The following is a 19,964-nucleotide window of genomic DNA, read 5'->3' as shown; positions in this document are numbered from 1 at the left end:
GAGGCGGCTCGTCGTCGAGTGGGTGGCTGGACGCTAGCGATTGCAAAATGTTTCAGCAAGATGCAGAAATCGTTGCAGGCGCAGTCTTGACCGAACCGTTGCCTCCTCCCGGGGGCCGCGTCGACCGGCCGTACCCGAAGGGGCCACAATGGACTCCATGTCAGCCTCCGGTACCCGACCCCCTACCCCCGAAGGGGGACAGGCGGTGAAGAATCCACTACCGCAGGATGAGCAGGCAGCCACAGCACGTCTGGCAGACTTCTCGTCCATGGGGGAACCGACCGACATCCGCACCGCCGACGCCACGAGCGCCCCGGCAGCGGCCCGGGCAGGTTCCGTCCCTGGCGAGGCCCGTACGAGCCACCAGCCGGACGGAGCCACCCTGGCCGCCCAGTCCACCGGCGCCGCGCTGCGCAGCCGCATCCGGGGGCAGCGACGCTCCCCCGCCCGGCCCAGGCTCTGGTTCGAGCTCGCCCTGATCGGCATCAGCTACTGGATCTACTCGCTGGTCCGCAACGCGGTGCCCGAGCACGAGACGACCGCCCAGAAGCACGCCTCCTGGATCTGGGACCTGGAGCAGACCCTCGGCATCGCGGTCGAGCGCTCGGTCAACCACGCGGTCGACTCGGTGACCTGGCTCATCGTCGGGATGAACTACTACTACGCCACGCTGCACTTCATCGTGACCATCGGCGTGCTGATCTGGCTCTACCGCTCGCATCCGGGCCGCTACGCGGCGGCCCGCACGGTGCTCTTCCTGACCACCGGCCTGGCCCTGATCGGCTTCTACTTCTTCCCGCTCGCCCCGCCCCGCCTGATGACCGGCGGCGGCTTCATCGACACCGTCAAGGTGCACGACACCTGGGGCTCGATGGCCTCCGGCGCGGCGGCCAACGTCTCCAACCAGTACGCCGCGATGCCCTCGATGCACATCGGCTGGTCCCTCTGGTGCGGCCTGACGATCTTCTTCCTGGCCCGCCCGCTCTGGGCCCGCCTGCTCGGCCTGCTCTACCCCACCGCCACCCTGCTGGTGATCGTCTCCACCGCCAACCACTTCTGGATGGACGCCGTCGGCGGCATCATCTGCCTGGCCGCCGGCTTCGCCGCCGCCCGCGCCGTCTACCACGTCTGGGCCTACCAACTCCCCCGCGTCCCGGGCACCCCGGCGGACGACACCCCGGTCACCGTCCCCGCCGACTGGAGCGAGAAGGCCGCGGCCTGACGCACCCCGAAGGGCCCGCCCCGTCGATCAGCCGTAGAACAGGCGCTCGACGACGGAGCGGGCCCTTCGTGTGGTGCGGCGGTAGTCGTCGACCAGTTCGCCGGTGTGGCCGCTGCCGTAGCCGAGGTAGCGGGCGACGCCGGCGAGTTCGCGGGCGTCGGCGGGGAAGCTGTCGCCCGGGCGGCCGCGGACCAGCATGACCGCGGCGCGGACGCGGGAGGCCAGGACCCAGGCGGCTTCCAGCACCGCCGCGTCCTCCGCCGCCAGCAGCCCGGCGGCCTCGGCGGCCGTCAGGGCGGCCCTGGTCCGGGTGGTCCGCAGGGCGGGCAGCCGGTGACCGTGGATCAGCTGGAGCAGCTGGACCGTCCACTCGACGTCCGCCAGGCCGCCCCGGCCGATCTTGGTGTGGGTGGTCGGGTCGGCTCCGCGCGGCAGCCGCTCGGCCTCGATCCGGGCCTTGATCCGGCGGATCTCCACGAGGTCCTTCTCCTGCACGCCGCCCCCGGGGTAGCGCAGCGGGTCGATCAGCGCCCGGAACCGCTCGCCCAGCTCCGCGTCGCCCGCCACCGGCTCGGCCCGCAGCAGCGCCTGCGCCTCCCAGACATGCGACCAGCGCCGGTAGTAGGCCTCGTACGAGGCCAGCGTGCGCACCAGCGGGCCCTGCCGGCCCTCCGGCCGCAGGTCGGCGTCGACCAGCAGCGGCGGCTCGGTGGAGGGGGCGCCGAGCAGGGTGCGCAGCTGGTGGACGACGGCCTGGGCGGCCTTGGCCGCGTCCTGCTCCAGCGCGCCGAGCCGGGGCTCGTGGACGAAGAGCACGTCGGCGTCGGAGCCGTAGCCCATCTCGCGGCCGCCGAAGCGGCCCATCGCGATCACTGCGAGCCTGGTCGGCAGCTCGCCGTTGGCCGCCTCCCACTCGGCGGTGCAGGCGCGCAGGGCGCCCTGGAGGGTGGCCGCGTTGAGCGCGGTGAGCGCCTCCCCGGCCGCGTCCACCGCCTCGCCCGGGTCCTCGCCGAAGCGCCCGAGCACATCGGCCGCCGCGGTCCGGAACAGCTCCCGCCGCCGGACCGAGCGGGCCGCCGCCACCCCGGCGGCGGCGCTGCCGGCCCGGCCGACGGCGGCCAGCACCTCGGCCTCCAGGGCGGGCCGCCCGCGCGGCGACAGCCCGTTCGGGTCGCCGAGCATGGCGACCGCCTCGGGGGCGCGCAGCAGCAGGTCGGGGGCGAGCCGTCCGGCCGAGAGGATCCGGGCCAGCTGCTCGGCGGCGGCGCTCTCGTCCCGTAGCAGCCGCAGGTACCAGGGGGTGCGGCCGAGCGCGTCGGAGACCTGACGGAAGTTCAGCAGCCCGGCGTCCGGGTCGGCCGAGTCGGCGAACCAGCCGAGCAGCACCGGGAGCAGGGTGCGCTGGATGGCGGCCTTGCGGCTGACCCCGGAGGCCAGCGCAGTGAGGTGGCGCAGCGCGGCGGCCGGGTCGGCGTAGCCGAGCGCCTCCAGCCGGGCCTTGGCGGCGGCCGTGGAGAGGCCGATCGCCCCGGCCGGCAGCTCGGCGACGGCGTCCAGCAGCGGGCGGTAGAACAGCTTCTCGTGCAGCCGCCGGACCTCCATCGCGTGCCGCCGCCACTCCCGCTGGAGCGCGGCCACCGGGTCGGCCCGGCCCGTGGAGGTCAGCCCGGTGTCGTTGATCTGCGGGGCCAGCGAGCGGGCCAGTCGCCGCAGGTCGGCCGGGTCGGTGGGCATCAGGTGGGTGCGGCGCAGCCGGTGCAGCTGGATGCGGTGCTCCAGCGCGCGCAGGAAGCGGTACGCGGCGTCGAGTGACGCGGCGTCAGCCCGGCCGACGTAGCCGCCGTCGCTCAGCTGCGCGAGCGCCTGGAGGGTGTTGGAGCTGTGCACCCCGGGGTCGGTGCGGCCGTGCACCAGCTGGAGCAGCTGGACGGAGAACTCCACGTCGCGCAGCCCGCCGGGGCCGAGCTTGAGCTGGCGGTCCAGCTCGGTGGCGGGGATGGCGTCCACCACCCGGCGGCGCATCTGCTGGACGTCGGCGACGAAGTTCTCCCGCTCGGCGGCCTGCCAGATCAGCGGGGCGACGGCCTCGGCGTAGGCGGCACCGAGCGCGGCGTCCCCCGCCACCGGACGGGCCTTCAGCAGGGCCTGGAACTCCCAGGTCTTGGCCCAGCGCTGGTAGTACGCCAGGTGGCTGGCCAGGGTGCGGACCAGCGGGCCGTTGCGCCCCTCGGGGCGGAGGTTGGCGTCCACCGGCCAGATGGTGCCCTCGCCGGTGGTGTCGGAGCAGAGCCGCATCAGCCGGGCGGCCAGCCGGGTGGCCGCCTGGAGCGCCTTGTGTTCCTCGACCCCGTCCCGGGCCTCGGCCACGAAGATCACGTCCACGTCGGAGACGTAGTTGAGCTCCCGGCCGCCGCACTTGCCCATCCCGATCACCGCGAGCCGGCACTGCCCGGCCGCCTCCGGGTCCTCCTCCTCGGCGATCTCCAGCGCGGTCTGCAGGGTGGCCCCGGCCAGGTCGGCCAACTCGGCGCCGGTCTGCGGCAGGTCGGCGGTCCCGCTCAGGTCCCGGGCGGCGATGGCCAGCAGGCAGCGGCGGTAGGCGGCCCGCAGCGCGTCGGCGCGCGACGCCTCGCTGCTCGCCACCCGCCCGCGCAGCACGTACAGGAAGTCCTCCCGGCCGGGGTGCACGTCGCGCAGTTCGAAGGTGACCAGGGCGTGCCAGTCGCGCGGGTGCCGGGCCAGGTGGTCACCGAGCGCGGCGGAGGCGCCGAGCACCGAGAGCAGCCGGTCGCGCAGCGGTTTCGAGCTGGTCAGGGTGTCCCGCAGGGTGTGCCGCTCGGGCTCGTCCAGCGCCTCCAGCAGCCGGGCCAGGCCGAGCAGCGCCTGGTCCGGGTCGGCGGTCGCGCCGAGCGCGTCCAGCAGCAGCGGGTCCTCGGCCAGCCCGTCCAGCCAGGGCTCGGCCAGCCACCGGACGGCGGCGTCCGGGTCGGAGAACCCGCGCCGCACCAGCCGTACTTCCAGCCGACTGCTCCGCTCCGCCACTGCGGCCGCCTCCCTGTTCGCACCTGGTACGAGCGTACGGGCAGACGGTCGACGGTGCGTCAGGTGGTGCGGCGTCAGGTACTGCGGCAGCAACCTGAGCGCCTTCCGCACCGTTGGGCCCGGTGTGCGTCTCCCCTCCCTCACCGGCCTGCGGTTCTGGGCCGCCCTGCTGGTGGTGCTCTACCACCTCTCCCGCCAGCTGGGCGAGCTCCCGCTGATCAGCCCGCTGGTCTGGTACGGGCGCAGCGGGGTGACCTTCTTCTTCGTGCTCTCCGGCTACGTGCTGGCCTGGACGTACGCCGACGCCGCCGTGCCGGTGACGGTCTTCCTGCGCCGCCGGCTGGCCCGGATCTGGCCGCTGCACGCGCTCACCACCCTGCTCTCGCTGGCCGCCTACGCGGCGATCGGCACCGCCCTGCCGCTGGCCGCCGCGCTCTGGTCGCTGCCGCTGCTGCACGCCTGGCTGCCCGCGATGGCCAAGGGCGGCAACCCGGCGAGCTGGTCACTGGGGGACGAGGCCTGGTTCTACCTGCTCTTCCCCTTCCTGCTCGCACTGCTGACGGGGAGTCGGCCGGCCTCGGGGAGCACGTCGCCGAGGAAGGGGAACCCCCTGACGGGGGGTCGGCCGACGGCGGGGAAGGCGCTGCCGACGGCCGGTGGGCCGCTGACGGGGCGTCGGCTCCGGGCGGTGGCGGTGGTCTGTCTGCTGAGCGGCCCGCTGCTCTGGCTCGCCGGCGCGGCGGTCGCCGATCCGGCGCTGCGCGGCTGGCTGCTGGACTACCTGCCGCTCACCCGCACCCCGCAGTTCCTGCTCGGGGTGGTGCTCGGCCTGGCGGTCCGCCGAGGCACGCTGCCCCGGGTGCCGCTGCTCCCGGCCGGGCTGGCGGTGCTCGGCTTCCACGCCGCCCTGATCCCCTGGCACCTGGCCGTGCCGGACCGGCTCTGGTACGGGCCGTACTGCGCCTCGCAGTTGCTCTCCGCCCCGCTCTTCGCGGCCCTGATCACGGCGGCCGCCCAAGCCGACCTGCGCGGGCAACGGGCGTTCGGGCAGCGGCCGTTGGTCCATCTCGGCGAGTGGTCCTTCGCCTGGTATCTGGTGCACGAGATCGGCTTCCGCTGCTGGCTCGCGGCGTACGGGCGGCCGGCCGGCGGCTGGGCGCTGCTCGGCGTCTGGCTGCTGCTGGCGGGCGGCTCGCTGGCCGTGGCCGCCGCGCTCTTCCGGTACGTGGAACGCCCGTTGGAGCGGGCGCTCCGGGGCCGCACGCAACTGCCGCGCCCCCGCCGGGAGACGGCGGAGACGCGGCAGCGGTCGGCGGCCTGACGGGTCAGCCCTTGGGGGCCAGGCCCTCCTGCGACTCGTCCATGTTCACGTAGGCGTAGAAGACGCCCAGGTTGTAGCCGTCCTCGTCGGTGTCGACGGTGGCGGTGATGTCGGTGTCACCGTTGCGCAGGATCTTCGAGATGTCCCAGCGGTTGGAGTCGTAGCCGAAGTTGTTCCGGTTGTACGGCACCCGGACGAACTGGTCCGACGGGGTCAGCTCCTCGATGGTGGAGTTGAAGGCGTCGCCGGGGAAGTGGTTCTGGTCGGTGAACTCGGTCTTCGGGCCGTTGGTGGACTTGGCGAAGAAGGTGTCGCCGGTCCACTTGAGGTCACCGTCGTAGACCACGTAGCCGAGCTTGGCCTGGATCGGGCCGGTGGCGGGGGTGACCAGGCCGTCCAGCTTGAGGTTGATCGCCGGGCTGTTCGGCAGCTCGGGCACGAAGCCGTCCCAGAGGTGGATGTGGCGCAGCGGCTTGCAGTCGTTCTCGTACGCGACCACGATGGTCCAGCCGCCCCAACTGTGCGGCTTCACCACGGAGTCCATGTTGGCCACGGTGTAGGTGCCGTTGCCGTGCTTCTTCACCATCTCGGTGATGTCGGCCGAGGCCTGGTAGCTGCTCTCCGCCTGGGTGGTGATGTACCCGATGCTCGGCTGGTCGTTGGCGATGTTGGTGTACTGGGTGTCGCCCGGGAGCTTGAGGTAGACCTCGTCGATCTGGCTCTGCGGCAGCACCACGTCGTCGATGCCCCGGGTACCGCCCCAGTACAGGCGGGCGTACTTGACCTTCGAGCCCTCGATCAGGCCGAGGTCGGCGGAGCTGGCCGAGTAGATCTCGTCGCCCTCCGGGCCGATCGAACCGGGATCGATGTTGATGTACTTCATCTGGTACTTGTTGTTGATCGGGCGCGACCCCTCGCCCGTCCGGGCCTGCTCGCAGGGCGGCTGGGCCGGGTCGACCGGCGGCTTGGTCTCGTCGCAGGTCATCAGCGAGTTGCTGATCCGGGTGATCGAGCCGTGGAAGAGACCGTCGAACCTGGTCTTCATCGGCAGGATGTTCTCTTCGATGGTCTCGTGCGGAGCCCGGCGCTCGCCGGAGCCGGAGCCACGAGCGTCGGCGGCGGGGATCGTCATCATCTGACCCGCGACGGCTACCAGTGCCGCACTGGCGACGGCGAGTCGGCGCACGGTGCGGCGCTTCCCGGGGGCACGGCTGACGGTGGAGGGCATGGGTACCTCTCGGTTCAGGCGGCCGGGCGCGAGGCGCTCCCCCGCCGACATCTAGGGTTGACGTCACCCATCGGAACACAACTCTCCGCAACATTCTCGTCACGTACCGCCATCAGGGGGGACGGTGGCGCACCCGCGCTGACCACCCGTCAGCTCCTCACCCGACCGGGCTACCCACGACGCCCCACAGGCCCGTACCCTCACCCGAACGGACTGATCAGGACGGGGGCGTGGCAACCATGACGGGCCATCAGGAACCACCCGAGGACGCCGCGCCCCACTCCCCTGCCGACTCCGCCCACCGGCTCCCGACCCCCTGGACCAGGACCACCGGCCTGCTCGCCGCCCTGGCCACCCTCGCCTACCTGCTGTCCGTCGCCGTGACGCCCTGGCAGCCGTCGGTCCGCCCGCTCCCCCTTGCCTTGCTCGGCGCCGCCGCCGCGACCACCGCCGCCTGGGTCACCGTCAGCTGGTTCGCCCCGGCCGCACCCGCTCTCCCCGCCCGGCCGTCATGGCGCCGGGCCGCCCGCCACGCCGTGGTCGGCGGGCTCGCGACCGGCGCGGGGCTCTCACTCCTCGTGCCGTCCGGTCCCACCACCGCCCGGACCTGCCTCGGCGTCTGCCTGCTGGCCGCCGCAACCACCCTTGCCGCAAGCCGAGTTCGACAGGCCCGGACCCCGCCGGTCCCCGTCAACCGCGAGCTGCGCTGGATCTCCACCGTCTACCTGGCCGCCTGGCCGGCCGCCTGGAGCGCCTACCACCTGCTCGCCCCGGGCGACGGCCCACTGCCCCTGCCCGACCGGCTCGGGCAGCTCCTCCTCATCCCGTCCCTCGCCTCGATGGCCGTGGTCGGCCTGGCCGCACTCGGCACCGCCCTCCACCGCCTGTTCCGGCGCCACGACAACTGACCCACCAGCAAGCCTTGGCCACCTGTTCACCCCCACAACGCGCCTCGGCCCGCCCCCGCCGGCGAATACGCCGTCAGGGAGCGGGCCGAAGATCGGGCTTGACGCGAGGTCAGAGCACCTGGAGGTTCTTGCGGAGCTCGAAGGGGGTGACCTCGGAGCGGTACTCCTCCCACTCCTGGCGCTTGTTGCGCAGGAAGAAGTCGAAGACGTGCTCGCCCAGCGTCTCCGCCACGAGCTCGCTGCGCTGCATCAGGTCGATCGCCTCGCCGAGGTTCTGCGGCATCGGCTGGATCCCGAGCGCCCGCCGCTCCGCGTCCGTCAGCGCCCACACGTCGTCGTCGGCGCCCGGAGGAAGCTCGTAGCCCTCCTCGATGCCCTTGAGGCCGGCGGCCAGCGTCACGGCGTACGCCAGGTACGGGTTGCAGCCGGTGTCCAGCGAGCGGACCTCGATGCGGGTCGAGCCCTGCTTGCCGGGCTTGTACATCGGCACCCGGATCAGCGCGGAGCGGTTGTTGTGGCCCCAGCAGATGTACGACGGCGCCTCGCCACCCGCACCGGCGGTCCGCTGCGAACCGCCCCAGATGCGCTTGTACGAGTTGACCCACTGGTTGGTGACGGCGGCCGTCTCGGCGGCGTGCTTGAGCAGGCCCGCGATGAACGAGCGCCCCACCTTGGAGAGTTGGTACTCCGCGCCCGACTCGTGGAAGGCGTTGCGGTCGCCCTCGAACAGCGAGACGTGCGTGTGCATCCCGGAGCCGGGGTGCTGCGAGAAGGGCTTCGGCATGAAGCTGGCGTGCACGCCCTGCTCCAGCGCGACCTCCTTCATGACCAGACGGAAGGTCATGATGTTGTCGGCGGTGGAGAGCGCGTCCGCGTACCGGAGGTCGATCTCCTGCTGGCCCGGGGCGCCCTCGTGGTGGGAGAACTCCACCGAGATGCCCATCGACTCCAGCATGGTGATGGCCTGCCGGCGGAAGTCGTGGCCGACGCCGCGCGGGGTGTGGTCGAAGTAGCCGGACTGGTCGGCGGGGAGCGGCGGGGTGCCGTCGCCGGGGAGGTCCTTGAGGAGGAAGAACTCGATCTCGGGGTGGGTGTAGAAGGTGAAGCCGAGGTCGGAGGCCTTCTCCAGGGTGCGCTTGAGCACGTACCGCGGGTCGGCGTACGAGGGCGAGCCGTCCGGCATCATGATGTCGCAGAACATCCGGGCGGTGCCGGGAGTCTCCGAACGCCACGGCAGGATCTGGAACGTGGTCGGATCCGGCTTGGCGATCATGTCGGACTCGTAGACCCGGGCGAAGCCCTCGATCGCGGAGCCGTCGAAGCCGATGCCCTCCTCGAAGGCCTGCTCCAGCTCGGCCGGCGCCACGGCCACCGACTTGAGGAACCCGAGTACGTCGGTGAACCACAGCCGGACGAAACGGATGTCACGCTCTTCGAGCGTACGAAGCACGAACTCCTGCTGCTTGCCCATGGGGACAGTCTCACCTCTGCTCTTTACGTCCGTGTTACGCCCGGTCGTCCGCTCGTAGCGGCCCGGCAACGAATGCCCCCATCATGTCGGATCTTCGTCCGGAGTCCAGCCCGGGAGGCCGGTGATCCGGACGGAGCATCAGCCGAGGGGCTCGAACGGGTCGATCACCGGTACACCGGTCCGGGCGACATCCTTGACGTTGCGGGTCACCAGCGTCAGCCCGTGCACCTTGGCCGTGGCAGCGAGCAGACCATCGATCGTCGGGAGCGGGTCCGGCACGGTCAGCAGGGCCCAGGCCTCGGCGATCTCGGTGGTCACCGGGAGGATGCGGTCGGCATAACCGCGCCTGACGGCCGCGATCCACTCGTCCAGCCGCTCCGCCTGCGCCGGGTCACGGCGGCGAATGCGTTCCACGCCCCGTCGGATCTCGCCGATCACCAACGCGCTGGTGAAGACCGGGCCGTCACCGACCGAGCGGAGCCAGCTGGTCACTGCCCGCTCGGGGTCCCGCTTGCGCAGCTCGGACAGCACGTTCGTGTCCAGCAGATAGCCCATCAGTTCTCCCCGAGGTCAACCTGTCGCGGATAGTCGCGCTCGGCGACGATCACGTCCAGCTCGTCCGCCAAGGCGTCATCGGAGGAGGGTCCACGCTGGAGCAGGAACTCCTCGAAGGACACCTCCTCACCCTTGAGCCTGCGGTACTCCCTTATGTCGATGACGACCGCGACCTCGTCGCCGTGGCGGGTGACGATCTGTGGACCCTCCGCCTCCGCCAGGCGGAGCACCTCACTGAACTTCTGTTTCGCTTCTTGGACCTGCCATGCCATGCGAAAAACCTCCGTCTAGTCTGTCCAGACTCCACTGTAGGGCAGAAGGCACTGCAGACATAGTGTCAGTTGGACGATAAGCTGGGTGGCATGCCGAATCTCCGCCTCGCCCTCTGCCAGACCGACCCCTGGGTCGGTGCCATCGAGCGCAACTGCGAGGAGGTGGTGCGCTGGACCAGGCGGGCCGCCGAGGCCGGGGCGCAGTTGGTGGCGTTCCCGGAGATGGTGGTGACGGGGTATCCGGTGGAGGACCTCGCGCTGCGGGGGTCGTTCGTCAACGCGTCGCGGGAGGCGCTCGCCGGGCTGGCCCGGACGCTCCGGGACGAGGGGCTCGGGGAGCTTCCGGTGGTGGTCGGGTACCTCGGGCGGTCGACGGAGCCGTGGCGCGGCCGGCCTGCCGGGGCGCCGCAGAACTGTGCGGCGGTGCTACACCGGGGCGAGGTGAAGGGCCGCTTCGCCAAGCACCACCTGCCCAACTACGGGGTCTTCGACGAGCACCGCTACTTCGTCCCGGGTGACCAGCTGCCGGTGCTGCGGCTGCACGGGGTGGACGTGGCGCTGGCGATCTGCGAGGACATCTGGCAGGACGGCGGCCGGGTCCAGGCCGCCCGCGAGGCCGGGGCCGGGCTGCTGCTGGTGCTGAACGGGTCGCCGTACGAGCGCGAGAAGGACGACACCCGCCTGACCCTCGTCCAGCGGCGGGCGCAGGAGGCGGGCTGCGCGCTCGCGTACGTCAACATGGTCGGCGGCCAGGACGAGCTGGTCTTCGACGGGGACTCCCTCATCGTCGACGCACAAGGCCAAGTCCTGTCCCGTGCACCGCAGTTCGAGGAGCACCTGCTGCTCACCGACCTCACCCTCCCGGCCGCCACCACCACCCTCACCGACGGCCTGCCGCTGAACGACGGACTGCGACTGGTCCACACCGACCTGGGCGGCGCCCACGGGGGACAGGAGCGGACGGAGCGTCAGGAGCAGGCACCACGGCTGGGCGACGAGGCCGAGGTGTACCAGGCGCTGGTGGAGGGCACCCGGGCGTACGTCCGCAAGAACGGCTTCCGTTCGGTGCTGATCGGGCTCTCCGGCGGGATCGACTCCGCACTCGTCGCGGCCATCGCCACCGACGCGCTCGGCGGGGCGAACGTCTACGGGGTCTCGATGCCGAGCCGGTACTCCTCGCAGCACTCCAAGGACGACGCCGCCGAGCTGGCCCGCCGCACCGGGCTGCACCTGCGGACGGTGTCGATCGCCCCGATGTTCGACGCCTACACCGCCGCGACCGAGCTGACCGGGCTGGCGGAGGAGAACCTGCAGTCCCGGCTGCGTGGCACGCTGCTGATGGCGATCTCCAACCAGGAGGGCCACCTCGTGCTGGCCCCCGGCAACAAGAGCGAGCTGGCGGTCGGGTACTCGACCCTCTACGGCGACTCGGTCGGCGCCTACGGGCCGATCAAGGACGTCTACAAGACCCTGGTCTTCCGCCTCGCCCGCTGGCGCAACGCCACGGCGGCGGAGCGCGGCGAGCTGCCCCCGATCCCGGAGAACACCATCGCCAAGCCGCCCTCCGCCGAGCTGCGGCCGGACCAGGTGGACTCCGACTCCCTCCCGGACTACGACCTGCTGGACGCCGTGCTCGACCTCTACGTGGAGGGCGACCAGGGGCGGGACGCGATCGTCGCGCAGGGCTTCGACCCGGCCGTGGTGGACCGGATCGTCCGGCTGGTGGACACCGCCGAGTACAAGCGGAGGCAGTACCCGCCGGGCCCGAAGGTCTCCGCCAAGGGCTTCGGCCGCGACCGCCGGCTGCCCGTCACCAACCACTGGCGGCGAGGCTGACAGAACTGAGGTGCGGGGGCGGCCAGGGCTCTGCGAGCATGCACGGATGTCCGAGCGTCTCGAAGCCCTGGTCCTCCAGCACACCCACCGCGTCCCCGCTCCCACCGGCCCACAGGGCCAAGGGGCCACCGCCACCCGGCAGTTGGACGCCGCGCTGATGTCCGTTGGGTTCAAGCTCTCGGCCGAGCTGTTCGAGTACCTGTCAGGGCTGACCCACGAGACGGTGGTCACCACCGCGACCACCACCCTGGCCACCGTCCGGGAGCTGGTCGGCGACCACGTCCGGCACAACACCTACTTCGTCGACTTCCCGGCCAACGTGCCCGCCACCCGGGACTTCTGGGTGCACTGCATCACCGAGGCGCTCGCGGACGGGGCCTCCCGCGCCCGCACGCTGGAGCAGCTCAGCTTCGGCACGATCGACCTCCTGAGCCTCCCCGGCTACGGCCGCTACCAGCACGGCTACGACGAACTCCTGGAACGGCACGGCGAGTTGATCGCCGCGGCCACCGACCGGGTGACCGTGCTGCACCTGGGCACGCCGCTGCCGGAGGAGGTCACCGCGCTCTACCTCGCGCTGGCCGGCAGTGCCACCCCGCTCGGCCCGGACGGCCTGCGCGACCTCGCCGTGCTCGCCCCGCTCTGCCACGACGGGCCCCAGCCCGCCGCGATCCCGGTCCGGGAGAACCGGGCCGTGGTCAACCACGCCCGGCTGCACGCGGGTTCGGGCCTGATCCTGGACACCGTCACCGACGTGCTCCGGCTGGCGTACCTGCTGGCGGACGGCGACCCGTCGCTGACCGAGCCGGTCCGGCTGCCCTCGCTTCGCCGCCCGGTCCGCCGGGCCCTGCTGGCCGGGCTGGACGCGGTGGTGGCCGCCGCGCCCGGCAAGCTGGCGGACGTGCACGCGCACCGCGAGCAGTTCAAGCGCCTCGGCGAGCGGCTGCACCCGCACGAGTACCCGCAGTGGCCGCACGCCGCCCGGGTGTTCGCGGTCGCGCGCGGTGAGTTGAAGGCCCCGACCCTGACCGGCCGGTTCGAGGCGCTGTTGGACGAGGACAGCGTGCCCGAAGCGGCCCGGCTGCTGGCCGGCGCCGCGCCCGGCCGGCTCTTCCGGGCGCTGGACCGGCTGCTGACCGCCTGCACCGACGAGGAGCAGCGGCGGACGGTGCTGGCCGCCGCCGGGCAGGCCGCGCCGCAGGTCTCCGGCCGGGTGCTGCTCTCGCTCCGGGAGCATCTGCTGAACCGCACTCACCTGCCGTACCGCAAGCGGGTGTTCACCAACCGGCTGGGCCGTGCCTGGGTCGCCGACGACACCCGCTCCGGCCTGCCGGCGGCAGCGCGCGAACAGCTGGCCGCCCTGCTGGACGCCGAGACCCGCCGACGCCTTCCGTCCCCCGCCCACCTGCTGCTCGACCAGGCGGTGCTGGACGTCGCGGTGCCGCTCAGCGGGAAGGCCACGGCCGGCGGGTTCGGCGTGCTGCCCCGGGGTTCGGTCTCCCCGGTGGAGGGCGAGCTGCTGCGCTTCTTCGTGTACTGGCACCAGTCCAGGACCAGCACCGACTTCGACCTGTCCGCGCTGCTGCTGGACGAGCGGTACCACTCCCTCGGCTGGCTCTCGTACACCGAGCTGAAGACCGTCGAGGGCGTGCACTCCGGCGACATCACCGACGCCCGGCACGGTGCCTCGGAGTTCATCGACCTCCGGCTGGGCGCGGTGCGCGGCACGTACATCGTGCCGCAGGTCAACATCTACGACGGCGAGGGCTTCGAACAGGTCAAGGAGTCCTTCTTCGGGTACCTGCTGCGCGAGGCCGAGCAGCAGGGCCTCCCGTTCGAGGCCCGCACCGTCCGGATGAAGTCGGAGCTGCGCGGCCCGGGCCGGGTCGCCCTGCCGCTGGTCTTCCTGCGGGACGAGACCGGCACCTGGTGGGCCAAGTGGCTCCACCTGCACCTCAAGGGCAGCCCGCGCGCCAACCAGGTGGAGGGCAACCGGATCTCGGTCGCCACCCTGGTCCGCGGCACCGTGGAGCGGCGGTACCTGACGGTGCGCCACCTCACCGGGCTGATGGGCGCGGCCACCACCACCCACTGGGACGGCACCACCGTCCCGGACGGGCCGGTCACCTTCGTCGGCCTGGCCCGCCCGGAGGGGCTGCATCCGGACTCCACCGTCATCACGCCGGAAAACCTGCGTGAGCTGATCCCCGCCTGACTGCTAGCGTGTGCCACGGCGAGGCCATGGACGGGCTTCCTTCTCACTTCCTGTAAAGAACTAGCGCGTCCGCTCTCCTCGCCCTCCACACGTCAGAGCCTGAACGCGGCGGCCACCGCCCGGTGGTCGCTGCCGGTCCTCGGCAGCAGCCAGGAGTCGGTGGCGGTGAGCTTCCCCCGGCTGAGCACGTGGTCGATCCGGACCATCGGGAAGGCCGCCGGGAAGGTGAAGCCGAAGCCCTGGCCGGCCGTCTCCTGAGCGGCGGTCAGCTGCTCGGTGAGGGGCGCGAAGGCACGGTCCGTCAGACTGCCGTTCAGGTCGCCCATCAGCAGCACCCGCTCCTCCCGCTCGCTCCGCAGGGCGGCGCCCAGCGCCTCGACGCTCGCGTTCCGCGCGTCCGAGCCGAAGCCGCTGCGCGGGGTGACCCGGACGGAGTCCAGGTGGCCGTAGTAGACCGCCACCCGCCCCTTGGGGGTCTCCACCACCGCGCGGGCCGCGGTGCCGACGTGCTGGACGCCGTCCTTCTCGACGAAGCCGCCCGGCTCGATCGGATACTTGGACCACAGGCCGTCGGAGGTCGAACCGCCCAGGTAGTAGGGGTAGTCGGCGGCCAGGCCCCGCCGGTACCCGTCCAGTGCGGCCGACTCCATCTCCTGGAGGGCGATCAGGTCGGCGCCCGAGTCCTTGAGCACCTTCAGCGTGCCGGCGTGGTCGAGGTTGGCAGCCGCCACGTTGTGGCTCACCACCGTCAGGTCGCCCTTGCCGCTGCTGCCGTCCGCCACCACCCCGCCGTACGTCGCCAGCCAGACCATCCCTGGCAGCGCCGCCGCCACCAGCGCGGTGGCCGAGCGGCGCAGCAGACCGGCCAGCAGCAGAACGAGCACCAGCAGGCCGCTCCACGGCAGGAAGGTCTCGACCAGGCCGCCGAGGTTCCCGGCGTCCGGTATCAGGCCGTGCCCCACCATCACCATCGCCGTCAGCACCGCCGCGACGGCGAGCAGCCGCCCCCGCCGCCACCGGCCGCGACGCCTCCCCGGCGAGGACGGCGGGGACGACCGCTGCGGGGCACTCCCGGAGGTCCGTACCGGCGCGACCGTCTCCAGCTGGGTCATTCATCCCCCTTGTGACGTTATGTCAGCATTACGAGGGATCAGACGCGCACGAACGCCCCGAGGGTTCCGCCCTCAGTAGCGGTACTCCGCCGCGATGGCGCGGTGGTCGCTCCCGTCCGCGGGGAGCACCCAGGAGTTGGTCGGGGTCAGCCCGCCCTTGCTGAGGATCTGGTCGATCCGGGCCATCGGGAAGCCGGCGGGCCAGCTGAAGCCGAAGCCGTCCCCGGCGGCGCCCTGGGCCGAGCGCATCTGGGAGGTGACGGGGGCCAGCGAGCGGTCGTTCACGGTGCCGTTGAGGTCGCCGAGCAGCAGCACCTTCTTCACCGGCTCGGCCTCGATCGCGTCGCCGAGCGCCTGCGCGCTGACGTCCCGCCGCCCGGCCGTGAAGCCGCTGTCGAACTTCAGCCGGACGGAGGGCAGGTGCGCGACGTAGACGGCGAGCGGGCCCTGAGGGGTCGTCACGGTGGAACGGAAGGCCCTGGTCCAGCCGATCTTGATGTCCACCACCCGGGTGTCGGAGAGCGGGTACTTGGACCAGAGCCCGACGGTGCCCTCCACCACGTGGTACGGGTACGCGGCGGCCAGGCCCTTGCTGTAGGTGCGGACACCGTCCGCGGCCAGCTCCTCCAGGGCCACGATCTGGGCGCCGGAGTCGTTGAGCAGCTTCACCGTGCCGGCCGGGTCGGTGTTGGCGGCGGCCACGTTGTGGGTGAGCACGGTGAAGTCGCCGGTGCCGGTGCTCTTGTCGGTGAGCAGGCCGCCGAAGAGGTTGAGCCAGACCGCCGCGGGCAGCAGCACGGCCACCAGCGCGGTGGCCGAGCGGCGCAGCAGGGCGAGCGCGAGCAGCAGCGGGACGGCCAGGCCGAGCCAGGGCAGGAAGGTCTCCAGCAGGCTGCCGAGGTTGCCGAAGCCGTTGGGCACCGAGGAGTGGAGGACCAGCAGCAGGGTGGTGAGCAGGGCCAGCGCGGCGATGATCCAACCGCGCCGCCAGGTCCCCACCCGCCAGGTGCCGGACCGCCAGGAGCGGCGGGGCCGCCGGACCGGGGTGTCCCCGCCGTCCGCCGGAGCCACTGCCTCGTCCGCCTGCGCCATGTACCGTCCTCCGAGCTGTTCCACCGTCACGAACCGAGTCACCGGCCGAGCCACGACCGGCCGGTTTTGTCGGATTCTCGGCTCAGCCTATGACGGCATTGACGTGGGCTCGGCCGCGCCGGGTTCCGGCACGCCCCGGATCAGTGAGATTCGCCACCGGACGGCGGCACCGGGGGACGGACCGCCGCGCCCTGCAGCACCGCGTCCACCATCCGCTCGGCCAGCTTCTCGTCGTCCAGCGGGGCGTCCTCCCAGAGCAGGGTGCGGATCAGGATCGGCCCCATCACCATCTCGGCCAGCAGCTCCGGTTCGAGGTCGTCGCGCAGCACGCCCTCGTCCACCCCGCGCTGGATGATCTGCCGGGCCAGCTCGCGGCGGGGCCGGACGATCCGGTCCTTGTAGAGGGCGCGCAGCTCGGGCCAGCTCTCCAGCTGCCCCATGGCCGACCTGAGCACCCACCGGGAGCGCTTGGCCAGGCCCCGCCGGCGCATGTACTCGATCATCGCGATCAGGTCGTCGCGGACGCCGCGGCCGGTGACGACCACCGGGTCGGGGGCCTCCAGCCGGGCGAACACGTCGACCAGCAGGGCCTCCTTGTTCGGCCAGCGCCGGTAGATGGTGGCCTTGCCCACCCCGGCCTCGGCGGCGATCCGCTCGATGGAGAGCTCGATCAGGCTGGCACCGCCCTCCATCAGACGCTCCACCGCCTCGACGATCGCCTGCTCGGCCGCCTCGCTGCGCGGCCGCCCCCGCCGGGGCGCGCAGGGCGACCCGTCGGGGGCGGAAGCGTCGGTGGTCTCGGTCTGCATGGCCCCATTCTGCCCGGCGGGGCTCGAGTACCGGTCCACCGTCATGACGCAGCCTCAGCCCTTCGCCGGGGCGAGTTCGGTGGCGGGCGCGTCCGCCGCGCCCTGCGGACCGCCGGCCGGAGCGGCCGGGGCCTTGCCGGGCAGCAGGAACCAGGCGAGCAGCACGCCCACGAAGGTGACGCCGGCCGACAGGCCGGCCACCACGTGCATGGCGGTGATGAAGGAGTCCTCGGCGGGGGCGACCAGCCCGGTGGCCCCGGTCCGCTCGGCCACCGCGAGGGTGGCCTCCAGCGACTCGCCGGCCTTGTCCCGCAGCGGGGCGGGGAGTTGGGCCAGGGTGTCGGAGACGCCGTCGCGGTAGACGGTGGAGAGCACCGCGCCGAGCACGGCGACGCCGAGCGAGCCGCCGACCTGGCGGAAGGTGTTGTTCAGCGCCGAGCCGGCCCCGGCCTTCTCGCGCGGCAGCGAGCCCATGATGGCCACGGTGACCGGCGGCATCACGTGCGCCATGCCGGCACCCATCAGGAAGCCGAGCACCACCAGCAGCCAGATCGAGGTGTCCCGGCCGAGCAGCAGGTAGCCGAGGAAGGCGACCACGATCAGCGCCATGCCGCCGGCGCAGGTGGCCCGGACGCCGAAGCGGTCCACCACCAGCCGGGCCCGGGGCGCGAAGACCAGTTGGGCGACGGCCAGCGGCAGCATCAGCACACCGGCCTGCAGGGCGCTGTAGCCGCGCACGCTCTGGGTGTAGAAGACGCCGAAGAAGGAGACGCCCATCAGCGCGAAGAAGACCAGGCCGATCACCGTGACGGAGGCGCTGAACACCTTGTTGCGGAACCAGCGGACGTCCATCGCCGGGTGCTTGGTGTGCCGCTCCCAGAGCACGAAGGCGGTCAGCACCGCCACGCCGCCGAGGGTCGGGACCCAGGCGCCGGGCGCGGTGAAGTCGGCCAGCTCGCCGCCCTTGATGATGCCGTAGATCAGCGCCACCAGGCCGATGATCGAGAGCAGCACGCCGACCGGGTCGAGCCGGCCGGGGTTGGGGTCCTTGGAGTCCGGCACCAGCAGGGCCATCGCGACCAGGGCGACCAGCACGATCGGCACGTTGACCAGGAAGACCGAGCCCCACCAGAAGTGCTCGATCAGCAGACCGCCGGTGATCGGGCCGATGGCGATGGCCAGGCCGACCGCGCCGGCCCAGATGCCGATCGCCTTGGGCTGCTCGTGCCGCTCGAAGACGTTCATGATGATGGCCAGCGTGGCGGGCATCACGAAGGCGCCGCCGAGGCCCATCACCGCGCGGTAGCCGATGAGTTCACCGGGCGAGGCGGCCAGCGCGGAGAGCAGCGAGCCGAGGCCGAAGACCACCATGCCGCCGAGCAGCGACCACTTGCGCCCGAGCCGGTCACCGAGCAGGCCGGCCGTGAAGAGCAGGCCGGCGAAGACCAGGGTGTAGGAGTTGATGGACCATTCAAGGTCGCTCTGGGTGGCGCCGAGGCCGGTGGGCGCGGGCGAGGCGATGGTCTTCATCGCCACGTTGAGGATCGAGTTGTCGAGGACGACGACGAGCAGGGCGAGCACCAGGGTGCCCAGGATCGCCCAGCGTCGGCGGTGCACTGCCTCGGGGATCCGGGGCGGTGTGGCGGTGGTCATGCTTCTCCCCCATGCAAGGTTCATAACGAGACCGTGGCGTCTCGTAAATCAGCCTAGCGGGATTTTCGATACGAGACGGACCCGTATCGCAAACTCTCGGCAAAGATGCGCCTGCGCCCGGTCTTTGCGAGCAGGGGCGGGCGTGCAAGCATGGGAGCAGATCCGGGGACGCCGCACGGCGCCACGAGACGACAACCCATCAGGAGCCTGTTCCATGAACGCTTCTCCGCTTCAGCCTGCCCAGGGGTCCGCGCAGACCCTGTACGGCGGGATCACCAACCGCCGCGTCACCGTCCGGGACATCGCCGCCGCCAAGCAGCGGGGCGAGCGCTGGGCGATGCTCACGGCGTACGACGCGCTCACCGCCGGCGTCTTCGACGAGGCCGGCATCCCGGTGCTGCTGGTCGGCGACTCGGCCGGGAACTGCCACCTCGGCTACGAGAACACCGTGCCGGTGACGATGGACCAGATGGTCATGCTGTCGGCCGCCGTGGTGCGCGGCACCAAGCGCGCCCTGGTGGTCGGCGACATGCCGTTCGGCTCGTACCAGGAGTCGCCCGGCCAGGCGATGCACAACGCGGCGCGGCTGATGAAGGAGGCGGGCGTCGGCGCGGTCAAGCTGGAGGGCGGCGAGCGCAGCGCCCGTTCGATCGAGCTGCTGGTCGAGGCCGGCATCCCGGTGATGGCCCACATCGGGCTGACCCCGCAGTCGGTGCACGCGTTGGGCGGCTACCCGGTGCAGGGGCGCGGCGACGAGGCCGCGCACCAGCTGCTCCGGGACGCCAAGGCGGTGCAGCAGGCGGGCGCCTTCTCGGTGGTGCTGGAGGCCGTGCCGGCCGAGCTGGCGGCGCAGATCACCGAGCAGCTGGCGATCCCGACGGTCGGGATCGGCGCGGGGGCGGGCACCGACGCCCAGGTGCTGGTGTGGACCGACATGGCCGGGATGACGGCGGGCCGGGTGCCCAAGTTCGTCAAGCAGTACGCGAACCTGCGCTCCGTCCTGGGTGAAGCCGCCCGGGAGTTCGCCGCCGAGGTGGGCGCGGGCACCTTCCCGGCGCCGGAGCACACCTTCAAGTAGCGGTACGCACAACGCGGGAGGAGCGGGGGCCCGGCCCCGGCGCCCCGCCCCCCCCCCCCCCCCGCGCGGCGGGCGGCGCCGCCCCCCCCCCCCCCCGGGGCCCGCGGGGTGTTGCCACCCGCCCCGGGCAGCCGGGAGGGGGGGGGGCGC

15 protein-coding genes are annotated in these 19,964 nt (G+C 72.3%); 6 read left to right on the top strand and 9 right to left on the bottom strand.

What is annotated here, in order from left to right:
* The first annotated feature begins 268 nt into the window (after positions 1–268).
* On the top strand, positions 269–1,222 hold the full coding sequence (locus tag ACZ6ZR_RS16655) for a phosphatase PAP2 family protein (RefSeq protein ID WP_465642870.1): 954 nt from the start codon (positions 269–271) through the stop codon (positions 1,220–1,222).
* A 27-nt stretch (positions 1,223–1,249) separates the two neighbouring features.
* Here the strand turns inward: ACZ6ZR_RS16655 and ACZ6ZR_RS16650 are convergent, their stop codons facing one another.
* Entirely contained in the window at positions 1,250–4,264 is a 3,015-nt protein-coding gene (locus ACZ6ZR_RS16650) for a bifunctional [glutamine synthetase] adenylyltransferase/[glutamine synthetase]-adenylyl-L-tyrosine phosphorylase (RefSeq protein WP_465642868.1), read from the bottom strand.
* Between the two features lie 124 nt (positions 4,265–4,388).
* Here ACZ6ZR_RS16650 and ACZ6ZR_RS16645 point away from each other — a divergent pair, with 124 nt between their 5' ends.
* The gene (locus ACZ6ZR_RS16645) at positions 4,389–5,585 is read left to right on the top strand and encodes an acyltransferase family protein (RefSeq protein WP_465642866.1); all 1,197 of its coding nucleotides are present in this window, start codon (positions 4,389–4,391) and stop codon (positions 5,583–5,585) included.
* 4 nt (positions 5,586–5,589) lie between these two features.
* On the opposite strand, the gene ACZ6ZR_RS16640 is transcribed toward ACZ6ZR_RS16645, so the two are convergent.
* Entirely contained in the window at positions 5,590–6,813 is a 1,224-nt protein-coding gene (locus ACZ6ZR_RS16640; protein ID WP_465642864.1) for a hypothetical protein, read from the bottom strand.
* A gap of 230 nt (positions 6,814–7,043) precedes the next feature.
* Here ACZ6ZR_RS16640 and ACZ6ZR_RS16635 point away from each other — a divergent pair, with 230 nt between their 5' ends.
* The gene (locus ACZ6ZR_RS16635; RefSeq protein WP_465642862.1) at positions 7,044–7,721 is read left to right on the top strand and encodes a hypothetical protein; all 678 of its coding nucleotides are present in this window, start codon (positions 7,044–7,046) and stop codon (positions 7,719–7,721) included.
* Positions 7,722–7,830: 109 nt separating this feature from the next.
* Here the strand turns inward: ACZ6ZR_RS16635 and glnA are convergent, their stop codons facing one another.
* The 3 genes from glnA to ACZ6ZR_RS16620 all read right to left on the bottom strand — a co-directional run bounded on the left by glnA (position 7,831) and on the right by ACZ6ZR_RS16620 (position 10,019).
* On the bottom strand, positions 7,831–9,192 hold the full coding sequence (glnA, locus tag ACZ6ZR_RS16630; RefSeq protein WP_465642860.1) for a type I glutamate--ammonia ligase: 1,362 nt from the start codon (positions 9,190–9,192) through the stop codon (positions 7,831–7,833).
* A 138-nt stretch (positions 9,193–9,330) separates the two neighbouring features.
* Entirely contained in the window at positions 9,331–9,747 is a 417-nt protein-coding gene (locus tag ACZ6ZR_RS16625) for a PIN domain-containing protein (protein WP_465642858.1), read from the bottom strand.
* Positions 9,747–10,019 (bottom strand): type II toxin-antitoxin system Phd/YefM family antitoxin, encoded by a 273-nt coding sequence (locus ACZ6ZR_RS16620; protein WP_465642856.1) that lies wholly within the window; start codon positions 10,017–10,019, stop codon positions 9,747–9,749. Before ACZ6ZR_RS16620 ends, ACZ6ZR_RS16625 begins: the two co-directional genes overlap by 1 nt.
* A gap of 90 nt (positions 10,020–10,109) precedes the next feature.
* On the opposite strand from ACZ6ZR_RS16620, the gene ACZ6ZR_RS16615 reads away from it, so the two are divergent.
* Positions 10,110–11,855 (top strand): NAD+ synthase, encoded by a 1,746-nt coding sequence (locus ACZ6ZR_RS16615; RefSeq protein ID WP_465642854.1) that lies wholly within the window; start codon positions 10,110–10,112, stop codon positions 11,853–11,855.
* Between the two features lie 46 nt (positions 11,856–11,901).
* Complete coding sequence (locus tag ACZ6ZR_RS16610) at positions 11,902–14,070, top strand: TerD family protein (protein ID WP_465642852.1); 2,169 nt, start codon at positions 11,902–11,904, stop codon at positions 14,068–14,070.
* Between the two features lie 92 nt (positions 14,071–14,162).
* Here ACZ6ZR_RS16610 and ACZ6ZR_RS16605 read toward each other — a convergent pair whose 3' ends face one another.
* From ACZ6ZR_RS16605 to ACZ6ZR_RS16590, 4 genes are all read right to left on the bottom strand, one after another.
* The gene (locus tag ACZ6ZR_RS16605) at positions 14,163–15,182 is read right to left on the bottom strand and encodes an endonuclease/exonuclease/phosphatase family protein (RefSeq protein ID WP_465642850.1); all 1,020 of its coding nucleotides are present in this window, start codon (positions 15,180–15,182) and stop codon (positions 14,163–14,165) included.
* Positions 15,183–15,254: 72 nt separating this feature from the next.
* Positions 15,255–16,274, bottom strand: coding sequence for an endonuclease/exonuclease/phosphatase family protein (locus ACZ6ZR_RS16600; protein WP_465642848.1), 1,020 nt, complete (start codon positions 16,272–16,274; stop codon positions 15,255–15,257).
* Positions 16,275–16,414: 140 nt separating this feature from the next.
* Positions 16,415–17,083 carry a TetR/AcrR family transcriptional regulator gene (locus ACZ6ZR_RS16595; RefSeq protein ID WP_465642846.1) on the bottom strand — a complete coding sequence of 223 codons (669 nt, stop codon included), beginning with the start codon at positions 17,081–17,083 and terminating at the stop codon, positions 16,415–16,417.
* Between the two features lie 54 nt (positions 17,084–17,137).
* Positions 17,138–18,736 (bottom strand): DHA2 family efflux MFS transporter permease subunit, encoded by a 1,599-nt coding sequence (locus ACZ6ZR_RS16590; protein WP_465642844.1) that lies wholly within the window; start codon positions 18,734–18,736, stop codon positions 17,138–17,140.
* Positions 18,737–18,950: 214 nt separating this feature from the next.
* On the opposite strand from ACZ6ZR_RS16590, the gene panB reads away from it, so the two are divergent.
* Positions 18,951–19,814 carry a 3-methyl-2-oxobutanoate hydroxymethyltransferase gene (panB, locus tag ACZ6ZR_RS16585; protein WP_465642842.1) on the top strand — a complete coding sequence of 288 codons (864 nt, stop codon included), beginning with the start codon at positions 18,951–18,953 and terminating at the stop codon, positions 19,812–19,814.
* Positions 19,815–19,964: the final 150 nt, after the last annotated feature.

The organism is Kitasatospora sp. NPDC088742, from assembly GCF_055584905.1.
The sequence above is the reverse complement of the archived record's forward strand: the minus strand, read 5'-3'. Positions and strand labels throughout refer to the sequence as shown.

Coding starts and splice junctions, on each gene's coding strand:
- ACZ6ZR_RS16655 (WP_465642870.1), top strand. CDS start 269: ATGGGGGAACCGACCGACATCCGCACCGCCGACGCCACGAGCGCCCCG.
- ACZ6ZR_RS16640 (WP_465642864.1), bottom strand. CDS start 6,813: ATGCCCTCCACCGTCAGCCGTGCCCCCGGGAAGCGCCGCACCGTGCGC.
- glnA (WP_465642860.1), bottom strand. CDS start 9,192: ATGGGCAAGCAGCAGGAGTTCGTGCTTCGTACGCTCGAAGAGCGTGAC.
- ACZ6ZR_RS16625 (WP_465642858.1), bottom strand. CDS start 9,747: ATGGGCTATCTGCTGGACACGAACGTGCTGTCCGAGCTGCGCAAGCGG.
- ACZ6ZR_RS16620 (WP_465642856.1), bottom strand. CDS start 10,019: ATGGCATGGCAGGTCCAAGAAGCGAAACAGAAGTTCAGTGAGGTGCTC.
- ACZ6ZR_RS16615 (WP_465642854.1), top strand. CDS start 10,110: ATGCCGAATCTCCGCCTCGCCCTCTGCCAGACCGACCCCTGGGTCGGT.
- ACZ6ZR_RS16610 (WP_465642852.1), top strand. CDS start 11,902: ATGTCCGAGCGTCTCGAAGCCCTGGTCCTCCAGCACACCCACCGCGTC.
- ACZ6ZR_RS16605 (WP_465642850.1), bottom strand. CDS start 15,182: ATGACCCAGCTGGAGACGGTCGCGCCGGTACGGACCTCCGGGAGTGCC.
- ACZ6ZR_RS16600 (WP_465642848.1), bottom strand. CDS start 16,274: ATGGCGCAGGCGGACGAGGCAGTGGCTCCGGCGGACGGCGGGGACACC.
- ACZ6ZR_RS16595 (WP_465642846.1), bottom strand. CDS start 17,083: ATGCAGACCGAGACCACCGACGCTTCCGCCCCCGACGGGTCGCCCTGC.
- ACZ6ZR_RS16590 (WP_465642844.1), bottom strand. CDS start 18,736: ATGACCACCGCCACACCGCCCCGGATCCCCGAGGCAGTGCACCGCCGA.
- panB (WP_465642842.1), top strand. CDS start 18,951: ATGAACGCTTCTCCGCTTCAGCCTGCCCAGGGGTCCGCGCAGACCCTG.